The following is a 23,742-nucleotide window of genomic DNA, read 5'->3' on the forward strand; positions in this document are numbered from 1 at the left end:
TGATGAAAACAATAGAAATTAAAAGGATGAAAGAAGGGTGTTACATGGAGACGAAAAAAACATATTATATATCAATAGGAAACGGTCAAATTTCACAAGTGAAGACGGCGGATACGTATAATTTTGAGATTTCCGCAAGTGATGAGGAAATTACGGAGTTAAGAGAGTACTTCGATCAAGCATATGTAGAGGATTTAGGTTCATTTGTACGTTCTCACGTTCCATTTGTTGAGTATCATCACGATTCAAATAATGACCGATATGATGAACAACTACAAAAAGCATATAAAATGATTTACGATTTAGGAAATCATGAGACGAAAGAATTAGTCGCACAAATGGGAATAATCAATGGATTGTAATTGGATAATATTATGCAGAAAAGCGAGAATATGCTACAATTTGTGGTAGGAAAAACTTGTAACCATCAATAGGGGAGTAATGGCATGTACAAATTTAAAGATTATTACCACAACACTGTACAATTATCGTTTGAACGTTATCCATTTTCTCCTGAGCCAAAGCATGTTTGGGTTGTATGCCGGTACGGGGATCAATGGTTATTAACGCATCATTTACGTCGCGGTCTTGAATTTCCAGGTGGTAAAGTAGAACTAGGGGAAACACCGGAAGAAGCGGCAGTCCGAGAGGTTCATGAAGAAACTGGCGGCATAGTTTCTGATTTAACTTACTTAGGACAATATAAAGTATCTGGAAAAGACAAAATAATCATTAAAAACATTTATTTTGCAACAATTAGTGCGGTAGAAGAACATACGCATTACGAAGAAACGAAAGGATCTGTTTTATTAACAGACATTCCTGACAATATTAAAACGGATAGAAAATTTAGCTTTATAATGCGTGACGATGTATTGGCGCGCACGATGAAACATATAGAAGAAATCGGCTGTTTTACGAAGTAAAGTGGCCGGTTTCTTTTTTTGCGTTTTAGGAGGGGAAAGATGGATAAAGGAAAAGAAACGACTGTTACTGTTTCGATGGTTAAATTAAATTTCTATTCATGTTGTATAGCATTCGCTCTGGCGATTGGAGTTAGTTTTGTACATTCACTTCTTTCAGGCGGGTTTCAAATTGAAATTACGTTACCAACCCTGTTTCTTTTTATTATAGCAATGATTGTTCTCGTTTGTATTCATGAAGCGATACATTTAATAGGGTTTCACTATATTGGTGGTGTGCCGTGGAGTGAACTGAAATGGGGGGGTAATTGGAAGTTAGGTGTTGCATATGCTCATTCTAAACAGGCGATTACAGTAAAGCAAATGAAAAAAGTGTTAATGCTGCCGTTTTTACCAACTGGAATTTTGCCAATTGTAATTGGGTTAGCTACGAACGTGCAATCCATCTCATTTTTAGGGATTTTACTAACAGCAGGTTGTATCGGTGACATTGCCCTATATCAAAAAGTATCAAAGTTTCCAGAGGATGCGCAAGTGAAAGATCATCCGAGTAAACCGCAGTTTACAGTATATGAATCATAAAGGAAGGGGAGGCGCTAGATTAGCGACCTCCTCTTGTTATTGTCACTTTTTGTCGGTAAGTCGATATATTGTGAAAATCGCCGATGTAATTTATTTACTATTACTTTGTTTTCATTTCTATTTCTAAAAACGAAAGCACCTCCAACAAATCGTTCACTACACGTGGATGCTCAAAGTCATCCCAAAATGAATCTCTCTTCCACACACCAAGAATCCCTACTCGTTCAGAACCAAGCACATCGTTTTCTGGATGATCTCCAACGTAAAGACATTCTGTGGCCTTAACGTCTAGTTTTTGCAAAGCTCGTTCGAAAATTTCAGGATGTGGTTTTTTAATCCCTTCCGCTTCTGAAACGAGAATTGTATTTGTATACGTATGTATGTTTAGTGCACGAAGATTGTTCATTTGAAAGTCAGTAAAGCCGTTTGTTATAATGCCAATTTTAATATTTTGTTGTGTTAAACACTGAAGTAATTCATGCATGTTGTGGAAAGGAATACAATGATGTTGAAAGTTAGTAATGTAGTCGTGCAGCAGTTGCTCTGGTGTTAAAGTGGTGATGTTGTATTCGCAAAGGAGAGTAGCATATACTTTATCTTTCCACGTATAGCCATTATTATCGAGCTTAAGAAATCGAGAACAATACTCTGATTTTTCTATGTTCATTAAATGAGAGGCAAAGCGATTATATTGATCATGAATAAATTGTTCTAGAGATTGGCGCCGATCTAACAATGTTCCATCTAAGTCGAATAAGACTGCTTGAATCATGGGAAACCTCCTTACAGTTTGTATAATTAAGTATCGCATATTCGTCAGAAATTGATTATGATATTTTTGTAGAATGGAACGACGGAGGTTTATATGAAGGAACTGTATAGAAAGTTAGTAGGATTTATCGTTGCAATTGGTTTAGTATCAGGATGCGATAGTTCTATGAAGAGCGTGAAGGAAAAAGAAATTTGTAAGACTGAAGAAGAGTGTGTGGAAATAGGAGATAATAAACTTCAAAAAGTATATGAAAAAATAGATGGATTATCTGAGCTTGAAGCGGTAGAAGATTATGATATAGAAGAGCATGAAAGTGCGGATATGAAAGAGGCAGAGCAGAAAAAAGAAGAGGATGAAAATTATTTCTTTTTAGCTTCTTATTATATTGATGGTGATGAAATTGTAGATCCTTATTTTGAAAAAATAGAACGGAAACGTTTAAATAAAGTATTCGCTGAAGATAAAGAAGCGAAAGAAGAGGTGCTACAACAACGTCAAGATAGAGGTTATCATGAAGACTTATGGGATATGTACCGCACTCTCATCCCGGCTAAATATCGCGGGAATATAACAGAATTTGATTTAATAACGGACGGTTATGATGGCGTTGTTGCCCACGTTATGCCTAGTATGGAGAATCCGAAAGATTGGACGCTAAGCTTAGATACACTTGACTCTGCGGTAAATATCGATGAAGTGATGAAAACATTAATTCATGAGACGGCTCATGTGTTGACACTTGGATATAAGCAAATACCAGTAGATGAAAAGTATTTGAAGGATTTTGACGAAGATAAAGATATTTCAACGTACAGAAGTAACTGTGAAACGCTTTTCTTACAAGAGGGGTGTGCGAGGGAGAAATCTTATATTAATCAATTTTATAACTCTTTCTGGAAGGATATTGAGCAAGAGTGGACAGAAAAGAAAGTGGAAGAAAGTGAAGAAACTCAAATTGAATTTTTTAAGGAAAAGCATGAGGAGTTTGTATCACAGTATGGAACGACAAATGTAGCGGAAGATATTGCAGATACGTTTACAGCGTTTATTTTGCAAGATTCCAAAAAGGTGAAAGAAGGATCGGAGTTAAAGTATAAAAAAATTGCGTTCTTCTATCAGTTCCCTGAGCTTGTAAAAATGAGAGCGGAAGTGTTGACGGGATTATATGATGTTTCGAAAACGATAGAACAACAAAGTGGACAATAATACGAGTTATATATTTTATCCCGCTTTAATGGGCAGTAAGACCCCCACCTCAAAATTCAGCGGAAGAAAAGAAGTTAGGCGGGGGATCAACTGCCCATAAAAGTCCGATTGGTGAGGGCTAATAATCAGTGGGGGATGAAGAAAACCCCCACTGATTAAAGTTTCACTTTATCCAAGAAAACGTAAAGAATTTTAGTTCTTTGCGTTTTTTTGTTGATAAAATTGAAAATTCTGTCTTTTTTAAAAAAGAAGAAGGAACTGAAGCTTTAAAAGAGAATTAGTATAAAAATGTCACAAATTAGACACAATTATAATGCGCATATTGTAGGGACTAAAAGTTTACTCTCAAGGAGGTAATGAAACGTATGAAAACGATTCTTGCGGTTGCTGGTCTCATTTGGGTAATGTCTCACGGTTTTCCGATTTTTGAAGGAGAGCAAATTCGTAGTGCATTAAATAAAAAGTATGATGATTATCATGTAATAGATCGAAAAGAAAATGTCGTTACAGTACGTGTGAAAGATTGTTTCCATACAGTTACGGTTGCGAATGGCAACGTTACAAATGAAACAAAGATGTGTGATAAAAGGTAAAGAAAGAAGCTGACTATAGTCTATCGTTCTAAGTCAGCTTCTTTTTCGTTTTCCAATTAGAAGTTTTTCAAATGCCTCAACAAACACATACATAAGTGTTGCGAGGACACAGGTGAGTAGTACGCTCAGTAAGACAAGCGTGAAATTAAATACTTGGAATCCGTAGCTAATTAAGTAGCCAAGACCTTGTTTAGAGACGAGAAGTTCACCGAATATAACACCGACCCATGATAAACCAACGTTCACCTTTAACGTGGAAATAATTGCTGGGAAGGATGCAGGTAGAACTACTTGCTTATAACATTGCCATTTATTTGCGCCAAATGTGTCCATCACTTTTATATAGTTGGAATCGACTTCTTGAAATGCGCTGTAAATAACGAGAATGGTAATGATGATGGAAATGATTACTCCCATTGCAATCGACGAAGAAATATTTGGGCCGAAGATTACAATGATAATAGGTCCAAGTGCCACTTTTGGCATGGCGTTTAGGACGACGAGATAGGGATCGAGTACGCGGGCGAGAAGTGGCATCCACCAAAGAAAAGTAGCGATAATAGCGCCGAGCACTGTTCCAAGAATGAAGCCTACTCCTGTTTCAAGTAATGTCGTCCATATGTGAACCAAAAGCGAACCATCAAGCCATTTACTAAGGAAGAGATCCCAAATGCTTGAAGGAGAGCTAAAGAGTAAAGGATCGATCCACTCTTTTTTGCTAGCTATTTCCCATAGGGCAAAGAAAAGAATGAGTAGTAAAAGCTGCAGTGAGCGTGCTAACCATGCGCGCCTGCGTTCTTTTTTTCGAAACTGTTCATGTAGTTGCTTTATATTATCCAAGGCGCTCCAGCTCCTTCCATATATCTTGGAAGATGTTTGGGAAGTCATGGTGGTGGCGTGATTCTAACGGTGATAAGGAACGGATGCTTTCTGGGACGACAAATGTTTTTGCAATTTTTCCGGGATTTGCTTGCAGTAAATAAATACGATCACTCATCGCAATGGCTTCTTCAATATCATGTGTCACGAGTAGTGAAGTTTTCTTATATGTGCGTAGTAAGCTGAAAACGAGATTTTCTAGTTTCAACTTCGTTTGATAATCGAGCGCCGAGAATGGTTCATCTAACAATAAAATTTTCGGATCGGTCGCTAACGTTCGAACGAGAGCGGCACGTTGACGCATACCGCCTGACAGTTCACGAGGGTATTGCTCTTCTACATCATGTAGACCGACTTGTTTTAAAAGTTGTAAAGTATGTTCTTTCGTCTGTTCATTGTAAATTTTTCGGGTGTGAAGTCCAAGCATAATATTCTCTTCAATTGTTTTCCAAGGGAACAAGTAATCTTGCTGCAACATGTATCCCATGGATGAGGTTTTCGTTGTAATGGGCTCACCATCTAAAAAGACGATACCTTCAATTGGATCAAGCAGTCCGGCAATAATGGAGAGGAGTGTTGTTTTGCCGCAACCACTTGGACCGAGTATAGAAATAAATTCGCCTTCTTCCACTTGTAAACTCATGTCTTCGAGAATCAATTTAGCATTCTCTTTTGCGAAAAAGCAGTGAGAAACGTTACGTATTTGTAAAAAACTCATACACTTCGCCTCTATTTCTTAATAACGCTTTCGGCAATTTTTGTATTGACGAGCGCTTCATGTGGAACTTCTTTTTGTAATTCGCCAGCTTCTTTCATAATTGTTTGGAGCTGTTTCCATTCTTCAGTATCTAATAGCGGATTTGTCGCATAAGAATGTTGCTTTTTATAACGTTCAATTACTTTTACTGTAATGTCTTTTGAAGTGTCTTTAAATAATGGAGACACAGCATCAGCAATCTCTTCTGAACTATGTGTATCAACCCATTGTTGCGCTTTATAGAGCGCCCGTGTAAATTTTTCAGCAGCATCTTTATCTTTCTTTAAGAAGCTTTCTTTTGCCATGAACGTTGTATATGGAACAGTTCCAGATTCATTTCCGAACGAAGCGACGATATATCCTTTACCTTCTTTTTCGAATATACTCGCAGTCGGTTCAAAGAGCTGTACAAATTCTCCAGTACCAGATGCAAAGGCACTTGCAATGTTAGCAAATTCGATGTTTTGAATTAAGTTTGTATCTTTGTGAGGATCAATGCCATTTTTCTTTAAAACGTATTCTCCAACCATTTGCGGCATGCCGCCTTTACGCTGTCCTAAAAACGTAACACCTTTTACGTCATTCCAATTAAAAGAGTCTAATTTTTTACGCGAAACTAAAAATGTTCCGTCTGTTTGTGTAAGCTGTGCGAAGTTAATGACAGGGTCTTTTGCACCTTGTTGATGAACGTAAATAGACGTTTCGGAACCGACGAGAGCAATATCAATTCCGCCAGATAATAGGGCGGTCATCGTTTTATCTCCGCCAGCTGTTGTTTGGAGGTCAATATTTAATCCTTCATCTTTAAAAAATCCTTTTTCAATCCCGACATATAACGGGGCGTAGAAGAGAGAATGGGTAACTTCGCCGATGCGAATGTTTTGTGTTTGTTCTTTCGTACCTTCCTTTTTACTACTGCAAGCAGCGAATGTGAAGACAGCTAGTAACATGATGCAAAAAACAGCTATAAATTTTTTCACTATATGACACCTCCTAGAAGTCACTCTACAAGCATGATATGTAGGTAAGCGCCCATATGTGAGTGTAGATAGCAGGAATTTTTTTGGTGATAAAGAAGTACAAATATAAGGGGTGATAAAATGGAGTACGAATATGATGATAGCGTACATTTACATCTTGATTATTTCGGAACAGAATGTGATATGGAATCGATTGCTTATAAGCGGAAGAATGAAGACGTATGGGATGTATATTTTAACTTTGGAGCATATGGTCTTCAGAAAGATGAGATCGAGACAGGTAGATTTATGGACGAATATGCTGGTCATTACGTTTTTTCTGTACATGCTCGTGATCTTAGTTGGGAATTTGGAAGTGCTCAATTTGAAGAGTGGGTTTTGAGAAATCAAATAGTAGAAAAATCGCTGCAAAAATAGGGAGGAATCTTGTGGTCGATTTTCTCATTTTCTTGTTCATTTTCGTAGTCGGATTTTTTATTATGCAAGTACTCATTTACCGATTTGCAAAGAAAAACATTCAAAAATATACAAAAATAAAATGGGTTCATATGTGGCTCGAGATGAATATGAAAAAGGGTCCGAGATTAGATCTTTTTGATTTTGTAGTTATCGTATTTGTATGTATTATATGGAAAGTATGGATGTATTCTCTTATATAATACACATGCTCATGTCTGTTAAAATGAAGGAGAACCTGTCAATATTGGTAGGTTCTTTTCTTATGGTAATAATTTTGTGAAGCATAGTTCATTTATGCTGTTAGAATATAGAGCGAAGAAGGTTTATCACGTTCAATCCTGAATGGAGCGGACGCATTAAAGTTTCATTGTATTTTTAAGGGGAAATTAAGGATACAAGTGTATATTACAAGCACATAGGAAGACTAGCTGCATACAAATATGGTATTTTGTATAGGACAATATGTTTGTGGATGCGAGACGAAGGGGTAAAGGAAAGAGGGAATAAATTGCGTTTTGATTTTTTAACACAACAACGAAGAAGAGATGAATTTTATCTTAGTTTTTCTCCTCAAGAGCCGAGGAAGAATCTATTAATTTCTATCATTCTTAGTGGAATGTGGGCGATTTGTTTAGAAACGCTGTTTTTTGTTATGTTAAGATCTTTCGAATTCGAGAGAACTAAAGAATTTTTTAATGGGAAAATACAGCTAAGTATACTCATTATTGTTTTGTGGGGTGTACTACTATACATTATTCATTTAAATAAAGGCATCGGTCATAAACTTAGGCCGGCTATTCGAGTTTATGCCTTACTATTTTTAATTGCCCATACAATGAATTGGATGTATATCATGATGCAGGAGAATATGAGCCTTGTATTAATTAATAACTGGGTTTACCAGCGATACGGACAGTATATACTAAGCCTATTATTTATTTATATGATATATGTTTTTGTGTATAGTTTGCTTGGACGAATCTTTTTGAGTGTCACGATAACAAGTTTGGTGTTAACTATCTTTGGAATTGTGAACCATTTTAAACTTATTTTTAGAGGAGATCCATTCTATCCGTCTGATTTCATACAGATTACTCAAATGCAGTCCGTTATACCGATGGTTATGGACTATTTTAGTTGGTGGACTATATTTTTAGGAATATTAGGAATTACTCTACTTGTATATTTAGTTATGTATATACGAAAGCATATTCCAGTTATAAAACCTAATATGATTACGAGAATTATTTTAATATGTGGCTCTATTTTTATGGTGTATGCATATAGTAATTATCCTAATACATTTATGAATAGTGTATTGCAAAAATATGGGGTAACCTTCGTGGCTTGGAATCAAAATGTAAACTATACTGATAATGGTTTTGTTTTAGGATTTGTCAGTAACTTAGACACAACTGTCATTGAGAAGCCAGAAGAATATTCAAAAGAAACTATGCTACAAATTTCAAATGATATAAAGAAACAATATGGAAGCAATGTAGGAAAAAAAGAGAAGGCCGAGAAACCAAATATTATATTTTTCATGAGTGAAGCTTTTTGGGATCCAACAAAGCTAATGAATCTTTCGTTTAGCGAAGATCCGGTGCCGAATTTACATCACTATATTGAGAATTTTCCGGGTGGACAAACAATAGCGCCTGTATTCGGAGGGAATACAGCAAATACAGAATTTGAAGCGTTAACGAGCTATTCAATGAGCTTTTTAAAGCCAGGTTCTATACCATATCAACAAGCGGTGACAGGGCAAAGAGAAATTCCGTCTATCGCAAGTGAATTGAAAAAACATGGATATTATACGAATGCAATTCATGCTTATGGAAGATCATTTTATAAGCGGGATGACGTATATAATATTTTAGGAATTGATAAATTCAATGCGGAAGATACAATGAACAACGTAGAGGTAGCTGGAGATTATATTAGCGATGTATCTATTAGTAAAGAAATAATAGAGGAATTAAATAAGAGCCAGCAACCTACGTTTATTCATGCAGTTACGATGCAAAATCATTTCCCATTCAATCCAGGACGGTTTGAAGAAAAACAAATAGAAGTTAACGGATTAACAGATGAGGGATCGAAAGCAGAATTAGAAACCTATACTGAGGGTGTACGTCGTTCTGATGAGGCTCTAAAATATTTAGTAGAACAAATTCAAGAGCTAGAAAGACCTACTATATTGGTTTTCTTTGGAGATCATTTACCAATATTAGGGGTAAATAAAGCTATCTATGAAGAAGCTGGATATATAGAGAATGAAGAAACTCTAAATGAAAGATTAGCTATGTCAGAAACGCCATTGTTAATGTATGCAAATTTCGATTTGCCAAATGACAACCTAGGTTTAGTAAGCCCAATTTATTTTTCTAATCTTGTTTTGGATTATGCAGGGATAAATAAATCACCATTCTATCAATTTTTATCGGAAATGCATAAAGAAATACCAGTCCTTAAAGAGGAGTTAAAGGTTAATAAAGATGGGGAAGAGATAACAGATTTAACAAAGAAACAAAAAGAAATGTTAGAGCAATATAAAATGATCCAATATGATTTGCTTGCTGGAAAACAGTATAGTAAAGGTATACTTTTTAAATAGAAAAACAAAAAGAACTTGTATAATGATACAAGTTCTTTTTTTATAGTATTTAACGGGGTAACCAGACAAGCTGGGTTTAGGGAGTATTACCTGCACATTTAGTATAAATGAAAATGTAATCGTTTTATTAATTGATTTGTGAGAAATGTGTGAATTTTAATCTTTTCAAAAACTGCGTTTATATCGACATGATTTGGCATAGATTTTTATGAATTTAAAAACTTTATAAGTTCTTTATTTAATTCATCCGCTTGATCAATTGGAGAGCCGTGACCGCTATTCGTAAGAGGATGCAACTGAGAATTTTTAATCCTCTTTTGCGTGAGTTCAGCGCTTTTGTAAGGTATAAGTTGATCGTGAACACCATGGAATATTTTTGTTGGGACGTTAATTTTACTTAAATCTTTCGTTACATCTTCATTTGCGGCTGCTTGCAATATTTTGATGAGAGCGTAGGAAGCAGATTGCATACCGAGATAAGAAAACCATTCTAACGTAGCAGATCCTAAGTTTCTATTAAAAAATGATAAAGATACATCATTTAAAAATTTAGGCATATTGGCATACATTTGATTAATGAGGGTATCTGCTTGTTCTTTTGGGACACCATAGGGAGATTCTTGATTTTTAACGAAAGAGGGGGAAACAGCATCGACTAATACAAGTTTAGAAATGCGATGACCATTGTAGCGAGACATGTAGCGAATAGAAAGAGCGCCACCTACTGAAAAGCCGACTAATGTAGCATTTTCTACTTGAAGTGCTTCTAGAACAATGGCGATATCGTCTGCTAAACGATCGTATGTGTAACCAGTCCATGGTTTATCAGATTGCCCGTTGCCGCGTATATCCATAGCGATGCAGCGGAAGCCATGCTGTGGTAACACATTGAGTTGATATTGGTACATTTGATGATTTAAAGGCCAGCCATGGACGAAGAACACAGTTTTACTACCTGGCCCAGGATTAACGTCTTGCACAAAAATATGCACATCTTTCTCGACGGTAACAAACATAAATTATCCCCCTAACCTATTCATATGCTCTATCCCAAAAGCGTTGTTTCGTCATAGCTTTAATGAATTCGTTTGCAAGTTGCGTAGGGTTTTGTTCTATTAGGACACCAGGTGTTTTTTCATTTTTACGTGTGAAAGATTTCAGTGATTTATCCATTTATCAATGGCCCGTAAAAGCCTGATTGATGATAAGGGTTGATTAAAGTTTCACTTTATTTTTTATCGCCTATCCCCTACATAATATACGTATTATTGTTTATAGTTTTTATGATTGCATATAGTCTGAAAATATCTTGATGTTGGAATGATTTTCCTCAAATGTTCGATTTCTCTTTGTTTGTCTATGAAAATCATTTATTATAATAAATGGTATTCTTAGAGACATTATTTTGAAGGGGTGTTGAAGTGAAAGAAAGTTTTCTATCATATAAAGAAGAAGAAAGGAATGCCAAAATCTTTTTGTGGGTGCTATATGTCATCGTTGTTTCATATCAAATTTTCTACGCAATCGTATTAGAGGATAAATCGCTAACGGATAAGGGATATAGCATACTATGGCAAGTTATTTGCGGAACTGCAATACTCGGTGTGAATGTATATTTAATAAAAAAAGAGAAAGCGAACCTTGTTAAATATGCATGTGTATTTGCATACATAGGAATAGAAATCGTTAATATACTTTCGTATATGCTTTATGATGAGGCGGCATTTGATGGAGTAAATATAATAGAAATTTTTTTCATTTTCTTTGTACCTATATTTTTAAATAAAAAATATTTTGTGTTTGTACTTTCGACTATTGTAGGGAAATATGTTATTTATTTATTTGTATTAAAGGAAGTAAAAGGATTTATGTTCCTCATTATGTATACACTCGTATTAATAGCGGCATACATCATTTTAAATCGATTTATACAATATCTTTCAGCGGTAAAGGAAAGTATTAAGATTGCTAGTGAATCACAAAAATTAGCGGTAATTGGAAAAATGGCAGCGACAGTGGGACATGAAATTAAAAATCCACTTGCTTCATTAAAAGGGTTTACGCAATTACAACGAGAGAAGCATGGGGAGGACCCTATTTACAAACAGATGATTTTTGAAATAGAAAATATGAATAATATGATAAGTGAGTTAATGGAAGTTGCTACATGTAAACCTTCTGTTTATAAGAAACATAATATAGGTGAAATTGCATTACAAGCAGTAACAATTGTTCGCGAAAAAATGAATGAATCGAGCGTCCAGTTTATTTCTAATGTGGAAGAAAAGACGATAGAAGTTGAATGTGATGAGCGGAAAATAAGAGGAGTCTTTCTATATGTCATAAAAAATGCTCTGGAGGCAATGGAGCAAGGTGGCACATTAGAGTTACGGTTAGAAAACAAAGGACAAGATTATGTAATGCTAAGTGTAATTGATAATGGTTACGGTATTAAGAAAGAAAATTTAGCTCGTGTTAAAGAGGCCTTTTATACAACGAAACAAGATAAAATTGGCCTAGGACTTACTGTAGCGAATCGGCTTGTTACTGAGCAGCATCTTGGTGAATTACATATTTCAAGTGAAAGAGATATTGGAACTAGAATAGATATCATGCTCCCGAAGCAACGTGGAAATAATGAAATCCAAGAGGGAGAAAAGCTAGGGGTTACGATATGAATAAAGACGATATATTTAAAAATGAAGAAATGAAGGCACTGAAAATATTTTTAAGTTTATTTTTCATTATATTTTTTGTATACGATCTTGCCTACGAATTTATTGTACCTTTAATAGGAGGAGAGCAAGAAGGAGTAGGACAATTTGAAGATGGTTTAGGTTTATGGCTTTATTTTCTAATGGTGATCTTATTTTGCACTGGAATATACTTTATGAAATGGAAAAACCCATTTGCAGTAAAGTATATTATTCTAATTGGATATAACTTATTAGATCTTATCCATAATTTTATGATTTACTACGGTAGTGATGCTGAGTTTGATGGTGGGAATATAGTAGAAGGATTTTTTATTTTATTTGCCCCACTCTTTGTGAATAAAAGATATTTTTGGTTAGTTCCGAGCATACTTGTTGGGAAATACGCTCTTATAGGAATCATTATTCACTCGTCACTCGTTTTAATCCCGATGGCATTATATAGTGTATTTACTATCATATGTTGGATTATGTTTTTAAGGTTTCAATCTTACGTTCGTACGCTTGAGATGATGGATAAAGAAATACAACAAACAGAAAAGCTAGCAACTGTTGGGAAAATGGCTACAGTTATTGGTTACAAAATTAGAAGACCCCTAGCTAACTTAGATAAATTTGTTAATAAGCAAGCGATTAAATATCCAGAGGATAAAATATATAGTGATATTATGAAACAAGAAGTAGAACGAATTCATACAATCGCTACAGAACTTAGTGGATTTGAGAAATCTAAATCACTAGAATCAGAAGTTCATAATATAGAAGAAATTATCGCTTATGTTATCCGAGTTATGGGAAAGCCTGCTTTAAAGCAAGGAGTGCACATACAAGGTATTTATAGTAAAGACATACCGTCGATTACATGCGATGAAAAACGATTAAAGCAAGTATTTTTTAATTTAATTAAAAATGCGATTGAAGCAATGTCAGTTGGCGGAACGATTACGATTAAAGTGACTGTAGAAGATGCAATCATTGTCCAAGTTAAGGATGAGGGTTGCGGTATTCCAAAAGACAAAATTCCGAAGTTAAATGAAGCTTTTTACACAACGAAAGAAACGGGAACAGGTTTAGGTTTAGTAGTTACAGAAAAAATTATTAAAGACCACAACGGTAAAATGAGTTTTGAAAGTGAAGTTGGGGTTGGAACAACTGTGAAGGTTATGTTGCCGATATCATGAAAAATTATTTTTAAAAAGGAGATCACTTATTTGAGAGTGATCTCCCTTTTTTATTGTGGATGAGAGTAAGGCATTCTGATAAAGGTAGGCAATTATATTAACATAGTGTATAAAATTTAAAAATACAATATATGGATATATTTGCAATGATAGTATATACTGAACTTGTCTGCTATTTGTTTTAATTCATTTGTATTTCTATTTGCTGACCCGAATCTCGGGTCTTTTTTGTTAAATAAATTATTTTTTAATAAGGGCTATATATCAGTGATTAAAAAAATAGAATATACAGCACTTACAGTAATGCCAGGGGTAATATGAAGGGAAATAGCATCTCCTCTCGAAACTGAGTTTCCAGTTGTAATGCTAGTCCAAGTTACAGTAGCGGGACCTACTGTTGGATTAGGATTAAACACTTGAATTTGTCCTGATCCAGTATCCGTTGGTTTAATTGAAAATACTATAGTTCCTGTAATTTTGTCAGTAGTAGTTAAAGTAAGAGTAGATAGGATGTAACTAGAGGTAGGAGCAGTGAGGTTTGTTGGGACATTCCTGCAAATATTAATCGTATAAACAGCAGCAGGTAAGTTATTTACACTTATAGATGCAGCAAAGCCAACTATACTACCGGCTCCAGCAGTGACATATGGAATGACATTGGAGTCAATTCCAGGAGAACCTGCTATACGTTGAAAACCAGCATTTGTTCCTTGAAAAACAATACTTTTTGCTGATGCACTGCCAGCAATTCCAGTAGGCCCGGTACTACCAGTAGGTCCAGTGTTCCCAGTGGGTCCAGTATTACCTGTAGGTCCAGTGTTCCCAGTGGGTCCAGTATTACCTGTAGGTCCGGTGTTCCCAGAGGGTCCAGTATTACCCGTAGGTCCGGTGATGCCGGAAGGTCCAGTGTTCCCAGTGGATCCGGTGATGCCGGAAGGTCCAGTGCTACCCGTAGGTCCGGTATTGCCGGTAGATCCAGTGTTCCCAGTAGGTCCACTTTCTACTAATACGATATAATCTGGAGATATATTCGGAAACCCTTGAGGTGCATCTTTTTTTACAACATAGCCGCTGCTCGTATAAGTGACAACTTGTCCTTTTTTATAGGTGGGAGCGGCTGCTAGACTAAAGGCGGTAGTACTTTGGAAACCAGCTCCGGAAGGCCCGGCCGAGCCAGTAGGTCCAATACTACCAGTGGGTCCGGTGTTCCCGGAAGGTCCAGTAATGCCGGTAGGCCCAGTAGGTCCAGTGCTACCAGTGGGCCCAGTGTTTCCGTTAGAGCCACTGTTGCGTCTGCCGTCGCAACTAAAACAATTACGTGGGTACATGTATGTTCTCCTTTCTATATTTTGAAAAATTTGTTTTAAAAATAGAACTACTATATATATATTATGAATTCTATATTTTTGTGTGGTCGCTCGTATTGTGTGTTTAGATTTCAAAAATAAGGGAGAATTAGATTGTGCTAGATCTAACGATGAGTGACATGTTTGTTTCTCCTGCTTAAAAGAATTCCTGCCTTGTTAGTTTTTCTTATTTTTTCATAGCAAGATAGGAAGCGGATAGGAAACAAATAAAACCTGAAATCCAGCCAATAGAAGGAGAATAGGGAAGTATATGTTGTAATACCATTCCGCTAGAAATAAAAAAGCTACCGAGTAGACCTAAGAAGATGGGGTATCGCAGTAATTTGAACATAAGTGATACAACCTCCTTTATGACATATATTGTATATTAGTCTTAATTTTCTGTATACAATGTTTTAGAAAAATGGTGGTACAATATAGGAAGGATACGAGAAGAGAGGATGAACATTAACATATGTACGTTACTGTAACAGAAGCAGCATATAAAAAGATTATGGATACGATTCCAAATGAAGCGAAATATATAAAGTTATTTTACGATAATGAAGGTTGCGGTTGTGTAATGAGCGGAATTATCGATTTAGTAGCTGTAGCAGAAAAAGATGAGCGCGATGTGGATATTGAATCAAGCCAGTTTAGCTTTATCGCAGATCGCACAAAGCTTGTATTTATGGATGATAAGTTAACAGTTGATTGGCATGAAGGTGGAGGAACTTTTCAACTGAAGAGCCCGAGCCAGTTTTATAATCCAAATATGAAGTTACATGTGCGAGTGTAGTAAAGGAAAGGTGGTTCCAAAGTGTATTTTGGAACCACCTTTCCTATTGTATAAGTCGCTATTATTGCCGTTTTTTATTGATAAGTCGATATATTCAGAAAATCGCTGATATAATTTCATGTACCAAAACGCTCCAGACAATACGAAGATTTTTTCACATAATGAAATGTACATGTGATTGAATTTTCTGTATAATCTTATTTGCGGAGGGGATACGCATGAGAAGATGGGGGATTGAGTTTTTAATTTTAACAGTCGTTATTATTTGGGGATTAATTTTACGATTGCGAAATATGGGCTTTTAGAATTTACAGCAATTGAGTTTACTGCACTTCGGATGATATCGGCGGCACCGCTTATGTTACTCCTTGCATTTTTTATTGAAAAGTCGGTTTGTATGGAACGAAAGGATATACCTAGATTAATCATCGTTAGCGTTGTAGGTATTGTACTGTATCAAACATTATTTATGGAAACTGTCAAATATACATCCGCTACAAATGCCTCTTTACTCATTTCTATTTCACCTATTTTTACAACTGTATTTACGATTTTTTTGAAACAAGAAAAGTTTTCTTCTCGAAAGCTCATCGGTTCTATCGTTGCCTTTGGTGGTGCCGCATTAGTTTTAGTAGCAGGGCATTCGCTTTCTAGTTCTTTTTACGGGAATGGAATTGGACTTATTACATCAATATGCTGGGGGCTTTATCCTGTTTTAGCAGGTCCATTAATTAAAAAATATTCAGCACTACGTGTTACCGCATGGTCAGCATTAGTTGGCGCGATTCCACTTTTATTGTTAAGTGGACCACATGTATTTATAATGCCATTTCACATTACACACGAAATGACACTATTCGCTTTACTATATTCTATTTTCTTTGTAACAGTATTTGGTTTAGTAATGTGGTATGTTGGTATTCAAAAAATTGGCGCGTCACATACGATGGTATATATGTATATAACGCCGCTTGTAGCTGTTTTATTTGCTGCTATATGGGCAAATGAATATGTATCGTTTCAACAAATAATCGGTGGAATTATCATTTTCGTCGGTCTATGGTTTGTGAAATCGGAGAAAGTAAAAGTACATTCTATTGCAGGGGAACCTATATCAAAATAGGAAAACAGATCACCTATGATCTGCTTTCCTATTTTTTTATTTTTGGTAAGAAGACGAGAAATAAGATAGCAGTAATAAGTGGGATTAAGTTTAAAAATGGAATACGGAAGAGTGTGATAAGAATAATACCTGGAAGAAGAACACCGAGGACAGCGTAGAAAATACTATGATTTTTCGTGTACCAATACAATGAAAGTCCAATAAGTGCAGGGATAATGAGGTGAATGAGAGCCATTAAAAAATAAATCATTAGACGCCCCCTTTATTTGTGTGCTTATTACATCATATCCGTATGTTCATAGATTGATATCATTTTTTTCATAAATGGACGAAAAATGTTTGGAAAAACGTCACAAATTATGAGAATATGATGTTTGAAATCTTGTATAATATTATTTCCTGAAAACATTTAAACAACATAAACACACTGTTTATGTTGTTTTTAATTTGAGTGAAATGAATTTTAAGTAGTATGAACTCGAAAGAAATGAGTTATACAGCTTTTGTTGGATAGATGAAAATTACTGAAGAGGAGAACAGCATGATTAGTATGTCATTAAGGTCGTTTAAAATTCAATCGTATTATTTACTAGGTTTTCTTTTACTAGGCTGGATGTTAACACCGTTTTCAGCACACTTTTTAGGCGCTGGAATTGGACTGATTGTAAGTATGTATTGCGTTTGGCTTTTAGGGAGACGAATTGAGAAGCTTGGAGATAGTATCGTAAAGAAAACGAAAGCACCGACGCTCGGTATGTTTAATCGTTTTGCAGCTGCTATTTTGGGTGCTATTATTATGTACGAAATTGAGCACCACATGGTTATGTGGGCATTTGCAGTAGGGATTCTGGGTGGCTATTTCTTAATCGTTGTGAATTTAGGCTACTATAGTATGAAAGATGAGGAAGAATTAACGAAGAGTTAAAAAGATAAAAGACTTCTTTTTTTAGATAGAATAGATGATCCAGCCACGGATAGAAGCGGTCAGGGCCTTTTTTAGCTCCATGCGATGTGAAACCAGAGAGATGTAACGAGTAGGGATAAAGTTTATATATTCCAAGCCGTAATTTGTCTATGTGAAAATGGGTTTACTCTTGGATAATTGATTCAGTGATGGGCAGTACAACAGGAAGCAAAAGTTTGCACAAAATACAGGTTTCTGCTTCCAATAAGTTAATATGAAATCAAGTATTAGTATGACCCTTATGTTCTTTAAAAAAGGTGGATATAATACAACAAACTATTCCGGTAATTAGAATAATATATTTTATCGTTTCACTTGTATGCTGAAATAAATTAACGTTAAGCATCACAAGTCCCCAAAATAATTGAATTGCTCCATAGCTGAATAAGATTTTTCCTGTACGAGAAAAATTTTTCATAAGTCTCCCCCTTTCCTGTATATGTAAATTGTATCATGGAAAACTAAAAATGAATGATTATAAAATGAATTTTCTGTAATTTTATGATTTAAGCCATAGATGAAGAGATAAGATATAGAAAGAAGCTTACGTAAAAAAACGTAAGCTTCTTTTTTATGTAAGTGTGTGTAACCGTAAAGCCGCATTGGGTTTTGTCGGTGAGTACGCGAAACTTTACGGTTACACGACACTTATTCATATGAGTAAAAAGGGTTATTCCAACAGAAATTTTGTACTTAAGCGATTGGACCGCCTAAGTTAATAATATTTTCAGAAACGCTGTCGAACTTTTTGAAGTTCTCTTTGAATTTGCTCGCAAGCTCGATTGCTTTTGCTTTGTAAGCAGCTTTATCAGCCCAAGTTTGTTCAGGCATTAACACTTCGTCAGGTACACCTGGTACGTGAAGTGGAACTTCAAGACCGAAGATGTCATGTTTAGCTGTTTCTGTTTTCGCAAGTTCGCCGCTTAATGCAGCTTGAATCATTGCACGAGTGTAACCTAAGTTCATACGTTTACCAACGCCGTATTCGCCACCAGTCCAGCCAGTGTTTACTAAGAATACTTTCGCATCGTGTTTCTCGATTTTTTCACCAAGCATTTCAGCATAGCGAGATGCATCAAGTGGTAAGAATGGTGAACCGAAGCAAGTTGAGAATGTTGCTTGCGGAGATGTAACGCCGCGCTCTGTTCCTGCTAGTTTACTAGTGTAACCACTTAAGAAATGATACATAGCTTGTTCTTTTGATAACTTACTGATTGGAGGCAATACGCCAGATGCATCAGCAGTTAAGAAAATGATTGTATTTGGGTGTCCAGCAACACTTGGCAGTACGATATTGTCAATCGCATGCATAGGGTATGCAGCACGAGTATTTTCTGTTAAAGTAGTATCGTTGTAGTCTGCGATACGCGTTTGATCATTAATGATAACGTTTTCTAAAACAGATCCAAATTTGATTGCATCGAAAATTTGTGGTTCTTTCTCGTGAGAAAGGTTTACACATTTTGCGTAGCAACCGCCTTCAATATTGAATACACCGTTATCAGACCAACCATGCTCATCATCACCGATTAATTTACGGTTTGGATCAGCAGATAATGTTGTTTTACCTGTTCCAGATAAACCGAAGAATAGTGCTACGTCGCCTTCTTCACCTACGTTTGCAGAGCAATGCATAGAAAGAATATCTTGTTCAGGTAGTAAGAAGTTCATAATAGAGAAGATTGATTTTTTCATTTCTCCAGCGTATTCTGTACCACCAATTAGTACGATACGTTTTTCGAATGAAACCATAATGAATGCTTCAGAGTTTGTACCGTCAACAGCTGGATCAGCTTTGAAATTCGGTGCAGAAACAATTGTGAACTCTGATTCATGAGTTGTTAATTCTTCTTCAGTTGGACGAATGAATAATTGATGTACAAATAAATTGTGCCATGCATATTCGTTAATAACTTGAATTGGTAGGCGGTAATTGCGGTCAGCGCCAGCAAATCCATTGAAGACGAATAACTCTTCTTTTTCTTTTAAGTATTCTAAAACTTTAGTATATAATTTATTAAAATGTTCTTCAGAAATCGGTTGATTCACTGCTCCCCAAGCAATTTTGTCAGCAACCGATGCTTCTTTCACAATAAATTTATCTTTAGGAGAACGTCCTGTATATTTTCCTGTTGAAGCAGAAACGGCACCAGTAGAAGTTAATTTCCCTTCATTTCGCATTAATACTTTTTCCACTAATTGCGGAACACTTAGTTGAATCTGTGCATTGCTTCCGTTCAATAATTCGTGTAAACCAATTTGGACATTCACAGTACTCATATTTATATACCATCCTTTTCATTTAATGAAATATTTCTCGTAATCCCCAACAAGAGTATAACACAATTATATAAATAATGTATACTATTTATTTCTTTTTGTTTGTGTGAATGCATTATTTCCTTATTAATATTTCATTTTAGGCGTATTGAGAAAAACTTTCAGGAAAATGTGAATATTAATTGACAAATGAATATCATTTCTTTAGTATAGGTTGGGACGGATACTCTCTTATCCCGAGCTGGCGGAGGGACAGGCCCGATGAAGCCCAGCAACCTCACTTGTAGTGGTAAATACAGGTGAATAGGTGCTAAAACCTGTGCGAGGCTACAGGTCTCGAACGATAAGAGCGAAGGGCAAAAAGCAGTATGCAAGTAGCAAATTAAACCTTTCCTCTATGTAAAGTGGGAAAGGTTTTTCTGTATGCTTGTGGGAGAATAAATGTATGTCGCAATTTGTGGCAAATTAAGGATGAGTTCCGTACAATATATACAATTACTGTAGGGAGGTTTACCACATGACAAAAAAACGTCATCTGTTCACATCTGAGTCTGTAACTGAAGGACATCCAGATAAAATTTGTGACCAAATTTCTGATTCAATTTTAGATGCGATCTTATCAAAAGACGCAAATGCACGTGTAGCTTGTGAAACAACTGTAACAACTGGTTTAGTATTGGTAGCGGGGGAAATTACGACTTCTACTTACGTAGATATTCCAAAAATCGTTCGTGAAACAATTCAAGGCATTGGTTACACACGCGCAAAATACGGATTCGATGCAGAAACTTGTGCAGTTTTAACATCTATCGATGAGCAATCTGCTGACATCGCTATGGGTGTTGACCAAGCGCTAGAAGCACGCGAAGGTCAAATGACTGACGCTGAGATTGAGGCAATTGGTGCAGGAGACCAAGGTTTAATGTTTGGTTTCGCATGTAATGAGACACAAGAGTTAATGCCACTTCCAATCTCGCTTGCTCACAAATTAGCTCGCCGTTTAACTGAAGTACGTAAAGATGATACATTATCATACTTACGTCCGGATGGAAAAACGCAAGTTACAGTTGAGTATGATGAAAATGGTAAACCTGTACGTGTAGATACAATCGTAATTTCTACACAGCATCATCCAGATGTTACATGGGAAGAAATCGATCGCGATTTAAAAGAGCATGTAATTAAAGCTGTAGTTCCAGCAGAATTAATGGATGGAGAAACGAAATTCTTCATTAACCCAACTGGCCGCTTCGTAATTGGTGGACCACAAGGTGATGCTGGTTTAACAGGACGTAAAATCATCGTTGATACTTACGGTGGATACGCTCGCCACGGTGGCGGTGCATTCTCTGGTAAAGATGCAACGAAAGTTGACCGTTCAGCAGCATATGCAGCTCGTTATGTTGCGAAAAACATCGTAGCAGCTGGTCTTGCTGACAAAGCAGAAGTACAACTTGCATACGCAATCGGTGTAGCACAACCAGTATCAATTTCAGTTGATACGTTCGGCACTGGTAAAGTATCTGAAGACGTACTAGTAGAACTAGTTCGTAACAACTTCGATCTTCGCCCAGCTGGTATTATTAAAATGCTAGACTTACGTCGCCCAATTTACAAACAAACAGCAGCTTACGGCCACTTCGGACGTACTGATGTAGATCTAACATGGGAACGTACAGACAAAGCTGCAGCTTTAAAAGAGCAAGCTGGTCTATAATATATGAAAAAAAGCTTTGCGCCGTGAGCGCAAAGCTTTTTTATTTTGTTTTATTTACTACTTGGATGCAAGAACCACAATAAACTTCGCCGTCTAGCTCAATATACTTTTTCATATTAGTCATACCACTTGCCGGAAAAGGCATATGAACCCATGCCTTTTCATACGTTTGTATTTCTTTCCCGCAGGATTTACAAAAGATTGGTTTCTTCTTGAACATATGTAATCAACCTTTCATTTGACGTGCTTTACCCGCGCAAAAGGCACTGCTTAGTAAAAATAGTGTTGCGAATATAATACTTACTAATGTAGCGTATGGAATTGCGTCTTTTAGAGAAAAGCCGACAGTAATGGAAGCGACGAATAAGAGGATGAATGTTGTTGTTAGTTTTTTATAAAGTTCCATAATGAGTGAACCTCCAAATTATTTTGTAATTTAAAATGAAATCTACTATGTGGAAAATATAAGGGGATTTAAAGAGTAGCTAATGATGTGTAGTCTAGGAGTATAAGAAAGTATATTTTCCTTTTTGTGGTTGTATATACTTATATTGTATCATGGTGTATTAGCGGCTTCATACATAATTGTGTAAAGATATGTATGATAAAATGAAGAAAAGCCTTTAGGAAAGGAAAGATATAAAATGAGCGTAACCGAACATAAAAAACAAGCTCCAAAAGAAGTGCGCTGCAAGATCGTGACGATTTCCGATACACGTACGGGAGAGACAGATAAGAGCGGGCAGCTATTACATGAATTGTTAAAAGAAGCAGGGCATACAGTGACCTCTTATGAAATTGTAAAAGATGATAAAGAAAGTATTCAGCAAGCAGTGTTAGCTGGTTATCATAGGGAAGATGTTGATGTCGTTTTAACAAATGGCGGTACTGGTATTACGAAGCGTGATGTAACGATTGAAGCAGTATCAGCGTTATTAGATAAAGAGATTGTCGGGTTTGGTGAGTTGTTTCGTATGATTAGTTATTTAGAAGATATCGGAAGCAGCGCGATGTTAAGTAGAGCAATCGGCGGTACAATTGGGCGCAAAGTTGTCTTTTCCATGCCAGGGTCTAGCGGAGCAGTTCGTCTTGCGATGAATAAATTGATTTTACCGGAATTAGGTCATATTACATTTGAGCTGCATCGCCAATGAGTAAGTATGCTGGAATTGTATTGGCAGGCGGTATGTCGAGTCGATTCGGTGAGCCGAAAGCATTAGCGATCTGGCAAGGTAGTACTTTTATAGAGCATATTTTGAAAGTGATGACGACTGCTTTGCAAGAGGTTGTAGTCATTAGTCATTCTGATATAAAAGAGCGAGTAGAGGAACTTGTACAAGTTCCTGTTATAGAAGATATTCCGCATTATAAAGGAAATGGACCACTTGCTGGAATTGTATCAGGAATGGAATATATAGAAGCAGATTGGTATGCTATTATGCCTTGCGATGCGCCAAATGTTTCGCAAGAATGGTTTACCATTTTACTAGAGCAAACGAGTAATGAATATGATGCAGTTGTCCCTATTATTAATGGAAGGAAACAACCGTTACTTGCAGCGTATCATAACCGCGTGAAAGAAAAGATTTATGCTTTGCTTCAGGAAGAAAAAAGAAGTATGAGTCAGCTTTTATCACAATGTAATGTGAAATATATTGTTGGTGAAAATGTACAAGCGCATGCGGATTGGTTTATAAATGTGAATACGAAAGAAGAATATATGCAGGCTCAAAAAGACCTTTCAAATGAATGAAAGGTTTTTTGATATACAGAAATTGGGGAACAATTACTGTATAAAGATATGTGAGTAAGTTGATTTTAAGGGGAATTCTTAAAATCACTATACAGTT

Annotated in this window: 28 protein-coding genes, 1 pseudogene and 1 riboswitch; of the genes and pseudogenes, 16 read left to right on the forward strand and 13 right to left on the reverse strand. The window is 36.1% G+C overall.

Annotated elements, in window-relative coordinates; all coding sequences use genetic code 11:
- Positions 1-44: 44 nt before the first annotated feature.
- From AABL52_RS03540 to AABL52_RS03550, 3 genes are all read left to right on the forward strand, one after another.
- Positions 45-362, forward strand: coding sequence for a hypothetical protein (locus tag AABL52_RS03540; RefSeq protein WP_000448410.1), 318 nt, complete (start codon positions 45-47; stop codon positions 360-362).
- A gap of 84 nt (positions 363-446) precedes the next feature.
- Positions 447-926, forward strand: a complete 480-nt coding sequence (gene mutTA / locus AABL52_RS03545) for an antimutator 8-oxo-(dGTP/GTP)ase (RefSeq protein ID WP_000276386.1) — start codon at positions 447-449, stop codon at positions 924-926.
- A gap of 39 nt (positions 927-965) precedes the next feature.
- On the forward strand, positions 966-1,505 hold the full coding sequence (locus AABL52_RS03550) for a DUF3267 domain-containing protein (RefSeq protein ID WP_341518920.1): 540 nt from the start codon (positions 966-968) through the stop codon (positions 1,503-1,505).
- 100 nt (positions 1,506-1,605) lie between these two features.
- Here AABL52_RS03550 and AABL52_RS03555 read toward each other — a convergent pair whose 3' ends face one another.
- Complete coding sequence (locus AABL52_RS03555; RefSeq protein WP_341518921.1) at positions 1,606-2,277, reverse strand: HAD family hydrolase; 672 nt, start codon at positions 2,275-2,277, stop codon at positions 1,606-1,608.
- A gap of 93 nt (positions 2,278-2,370) precedes the next feature.
- On the opposite strand from AABL52_RS03555, the gene AABL52_RS03560 reads away from it, so the two are divergent.
- Entirely contained in the window at positions 2,371-3,483 is a 1,113-nt protein-coding gene (locus AABL52_RS03560) for a recombinase family protein (protein ID WP_144563497.1), read from the forward strand.
- Positions 3,484-3,848: 365 nt separating this feature from the next.
- The gene (locus tag AABL52_RS03565) at positions 3,849-4,076 is read left to right on the forward strand and encodes a hypothetical protein (protein WP_000849119.1); all 228 of its coding nucleotides are present in this window, start codon (positions 3,849-3,851) and stop codon (positions 4,074-4,076) included.
- A gap of 33 nt (positions 4,077-4,109) precedes the next feature.
- Here the strand turns inward: AABL52_RS03565 and AABL52_RS03570 are convergent, their stop codons facing one another.
- The 3 genes from AABL52_RS03570 to AABL52_RS03580 are packed head-to-tail and all read right to left on the reverse strand — an operon-like array spanning position 4,110 to position 6,692.
- Positions 4,110-4,916 carry an ABC transporter permease gene (locus tag AABL52_RS03570; protein ID WP_341518922.1) on the reverse strand — a complete coding sequence of 269 codons (807 nt, stop codon included), beginning with the start codon at positions 4,914-4,916 and terminating at the stop codon, positions 4,110-4,112.
- Positions 4,909-5,673, reverse strand: coding sequence for an ABC transporter ATP-binding protein (locus tag AABL52_RS03575; RefSeq protein WP_000009054.1), 765 nt, complete (start codon positions 5,671-5,673; stop codon positions 4,909-4,911). The genes AABL52_RS03570 and AABL52_RS03575 overlap by 8 nt, the downstream gene beginning before the upstream one ends.
- Positions 5,674-5,684: 11 nt before the next feature.
- The gene (locus tag AABL52_RS03580; RefSeq protein WP_341518923.1) at positions 5,685-6,692 is read right to left on the reverse strand and encodes an ABC transporter substrate-binding protein; all 1,008 of its coding nucleotides are present in this window, start codon (positions 6,690-6,692) and stop codon (positions 5,685-5,687) included.
- Between the two features lie 120 nt (positions 6,693-6,812).
- Here AABL52_RS03580 and AABL52_RS03585 point away from each other — a divergent pair, with 120 nt between their 5' ends.
- The 3 genes from AABL52_RS03585 (at position 6,813) to AABL52_RS03595 (ending at position 9,768) form a co-directional block, all read left to right on the forward strand.
- Positions 6,813-7,109: a DUF3986 family protein gene (locus AABL52_RS03585; protein WP_000455571.1), complete on the forward strand. Its 297-nt coding sequence runs from the start codon at positions 6,813-6,815 to the stop codon at positions 7,107-7,109.
- An 11-nt stretch (positions 7,110-7,120) separates the two neighbouring features.
- Entirely contained in the window at positions 7,121-7,351 is a 231-nt protein-coding gene (locus AABL52_RS03590; RefSeq protein ID WP_000227426.1) for a hypothetical protein, read from the forward strand.
- A gap of 272 nt (positions 7,352-7,623) precedes the next feature.
- Entirely contained in the window at positions 7,624-9,768 is a 2,145-nt protein-coding gene (locus tag AABL52_RS03595) for an LTA synthase family protein (protein ID WP_341519690.1), read from the forward strand.
- Positions 9,769-9,974: 206 nt separating this feature from the next.
- Here AABL52_RS03595 and AABL52_RS03600 read toward each other — a convergent pair whose 3' ends face one another.
- Positions 9,975-10,784, reverse strand: a complete 810-nt coding sequence (locus AABL52_RS03600) for an alpha/beta fold hydrolase (RefSeq protein WP_000498289.1) — start codon at positions 10,782-10,784, stop codon at positions 9,975-9,977.
- A 16-nt stretch (positions 10,785-10,800) separates the two neighbouring features.
- Positions 10,801-10,941, reverse strand: coding sequence for a hypothetical protein (locus tag AABL52_RS03605; RefSeq protein ID WP_162937123.1), 141 nt, complete (start codon positions 10,939-10,941; stop codon positions 10,801-10,803).
- Between the two features lie 248 nt (positions 10,942-11,189).
- Here AABL52_RS03605 and AABL52_RS03610 point away from each other — a divergent pair, with 248 nt between their 5' ends.
- Together AABL52_RS03610 and AABL52_RS03615 are read left to right on the forward strand one after the other, a co-directional pair.
- Positions 11,190-12,446, forward strand: a complete 1,257-nt coding sequence (locus AABL52_RS03610) for an ATP-binding protein (RefSeq protein WP_340421058.1) — start codon at positions 11,190-11,192, stop codon at positions 12,444-12,446.
- Positions 12,443-13,663 carry an ATP-binding protein gene (locus tag AABL52_RS03615; protein WP_341518924.1) on the forward strand — a complete coding sequence of 407 codons (1,221 nt, stop codon included), beginning with the start codon at positions 12,443-12,445 and terminating at the stop codon, positions 13,661-13,663. Before AABL52_RS03610 ends, AABL52_RS03615 begins: the two co-directional genes overlap by 4 nt.
- A 257-nt stretch (positions 13,664-13,920) precedes the next feature.
- On the opposite strand, the gene AABL52_RS03620 is transcribed toward AABL52_RS03615, so the two are convergent.
- On the reverse strand, positions 13,921-14,991 hold the full coding sequence (locus AABL52_RS03620; RefSeq protein ID WP_341518925.1) for a collagen-like protein: 1,071 nt from the start codon (positions 14,989-14,991) through the stop codon (positions 13,921-13,923).
- Positions 14,992-15,196: 205 nt separating this feature from the next.
- Complete coding sequence (locus AABL52_RS03625) at positions 15,197-15,361, reverse strand: hypothetical protein (RefSeq protein WP_340421061.1); 165 nt, start codon at positions 15,359-15,361, stop codon at positions 15,197-15,199.
- Positions 15,362-15,484: 123 nt separating this feature from the next.
- Here AABL52_RS03625 and AABL52_RS03630 point away from each other — a divergent pair, with 123 nt between their 5' ends.
- Positions 15,485-15,808 (forward strand): iron-sulfur cluster biosynthesis family protein, encoded by a 324-nt coding sequence (locus tag AABL52_RS03630; RefSeq protein WP_000289563.1) that lies wholly within the window; start codon positions 15,485-15,487, stop codon positions 15,806-15,808.
- 218 nt (positions 15,809-16,026) lie between these two features.
- Positions 16,027-16,931, forward strand: a pseudogene (locus tag AABL52_RS03635) (DMT family transporter).
- A 28-nt stretch (positions 16,932-16,959) separates the two neighbouring features.
- Here AABL52_RS03635 and AABL52_RS03640 read toward each other — a convergent pair.
- Positions 16,960-17,181, reverse strand: coding sequence for a hypothetical protein (locus AABL52_RS03640; protein WP_000639043.1), 222 nt, complete (start codon positions 17,179-17,181; stop codon positions 16,960-16,962).
- A gap of 291 nt (positions 17,182-17,472) precedes the next feature.
- On the opposite strand from AABL52_RS03640, the gene AABL52_RS03645 reads away from it, so the two are divergent.
- Positions 17,473-17,856, forward strand: coding sequence for an ATP synthase subunit I (locus AABL52_RS03645; protein WP_000624932.1), 384 nt, complete (start codon positions 17,473-17,475; stop codon positions 17,854-17,856).
- Between the two features lie 259 nt (positions 17,857-18,115).
- Here AABL52_RS03645 and AABL52_RS03650 read toward each other — a convergent pair whose 3' ends face one another.
- Together AABL52_RS03650 and pckA are read right to left on the reverse strand one after the other, a co-directional pair.
- Positions 18,116-18,313 carry a hypothetical protein gene (locus AABL52_RS03650; RefSeq protein WP_341518926.1) on the reverse strand — a complete coding sequence of 66 codons (198 nt, stop codon included), beginning with the start codon at positions 18,311-18,313 and terminating at the stop codon, positions 18,116-18,118.
- Positions 18,314-18,588: 275 nt separating this feature from the next.
- A complete protein-coding gene (gene pckA / locus AABL52_RS03655; RefSeq protein ID WP_341518927.1) occupies positions 18,589-20,175 on the reverse strand; it encodes a phosphoenolpyruvate carboxykinase (ATP) in 1,587 nt (528 codons plus the stop codon).
- A gap of 228 nt (positions 20,176-20,403) precedes the next feature.
- Positions 20,404-20,525: riboswitch (SAM riboswitch) on the forward strand.
- Between the two features lie 167 nt (positions 20,526-20,692).
- Between pckA and metK the strand changes: the two genes are divergently transcribed.
- A complete protein-coding gene (metK, locus tag AABL52_RS03660; RefSeq protein ID WP_000163118.1) occupies positions 20,693-21,892 on the forward strand; it encodes a methionine adenosyltransferase in 1,200 nt (399 codons plus the stop codon).
- A gap of 40 nt (positions 21,893-21,932) precedes the next feature.
- Here metK and AABL52_RS03665 read toward each other — a convergent pair whose 3' ends face one another.
- On the reverse strand, positions 21,933-22,112 hold the full coding sequence (locus AABL52_RS03665; protein ID WP_097845230.1) for a hypothetical protein: 180 nt from the start codon (positions 22,110-22,112) through the stop codon (positions 21,933-21,935).
- 6 nt (positions 22,113-22,118) lie between these two features.
- Entirely contained in the window at positions 22,119-22,298 is a 180-nt protein-coding gene (locus AABL52_RS03670) for a hypothetical protein (RefSeq protein ID WP_088123578.1), read from the reverse strand.
- A gap of 238 nt (positions 22,299-22,536) precedes the next feature.
- Between AABL52_RS03670 and AABL52_RS03675 the strand changes: the two genes are divergently transcribed.
- Together AABL52_RS03675 and AABL52_RS03680 are read left to right on the forward strand one after the other, a co-directional pair.
- On the forward strand, positions 22,537-23,046 hold the full coding sequence (locus tag AABL52_RS03675) for a MogA/MoaB family molybdenum cofactor biosynthesis protein (RefSeq protein ID WP_000117141.1): 510 nt from the start codon (positions 22,537-22,539) through the stop codon (positions 23,044-23,046).
- Positions 23,043-23,645 carry a molybdenum cofactor guanylyltransferase gene (locus tag AABL52_RS03680; RefSeq protein WP_341518928.1) on the forward strand — a complete coding sequence of 201 codons (603 nt, stop codon included), beginning with the start codon at positions 23,043-23,045 and terminating at the stop codon, positions 23,643-23,645. The genes AABL52_RS03675 and AABL52_RS03680 overlap by 4 nt, the downstream gene beginning before the upstream one ends.
- Positions 23,646-23,742 lie beyond the last annotated feature (97 nt).

Source organism: Bacillus paramobilis, from assembly GCF_038096195.1.
GTDB lineage: Bacteria > Bacillota > Bacilli > Bacillales > Bacillaceae_G > Bacillus_A > Bacillus_A mobilis.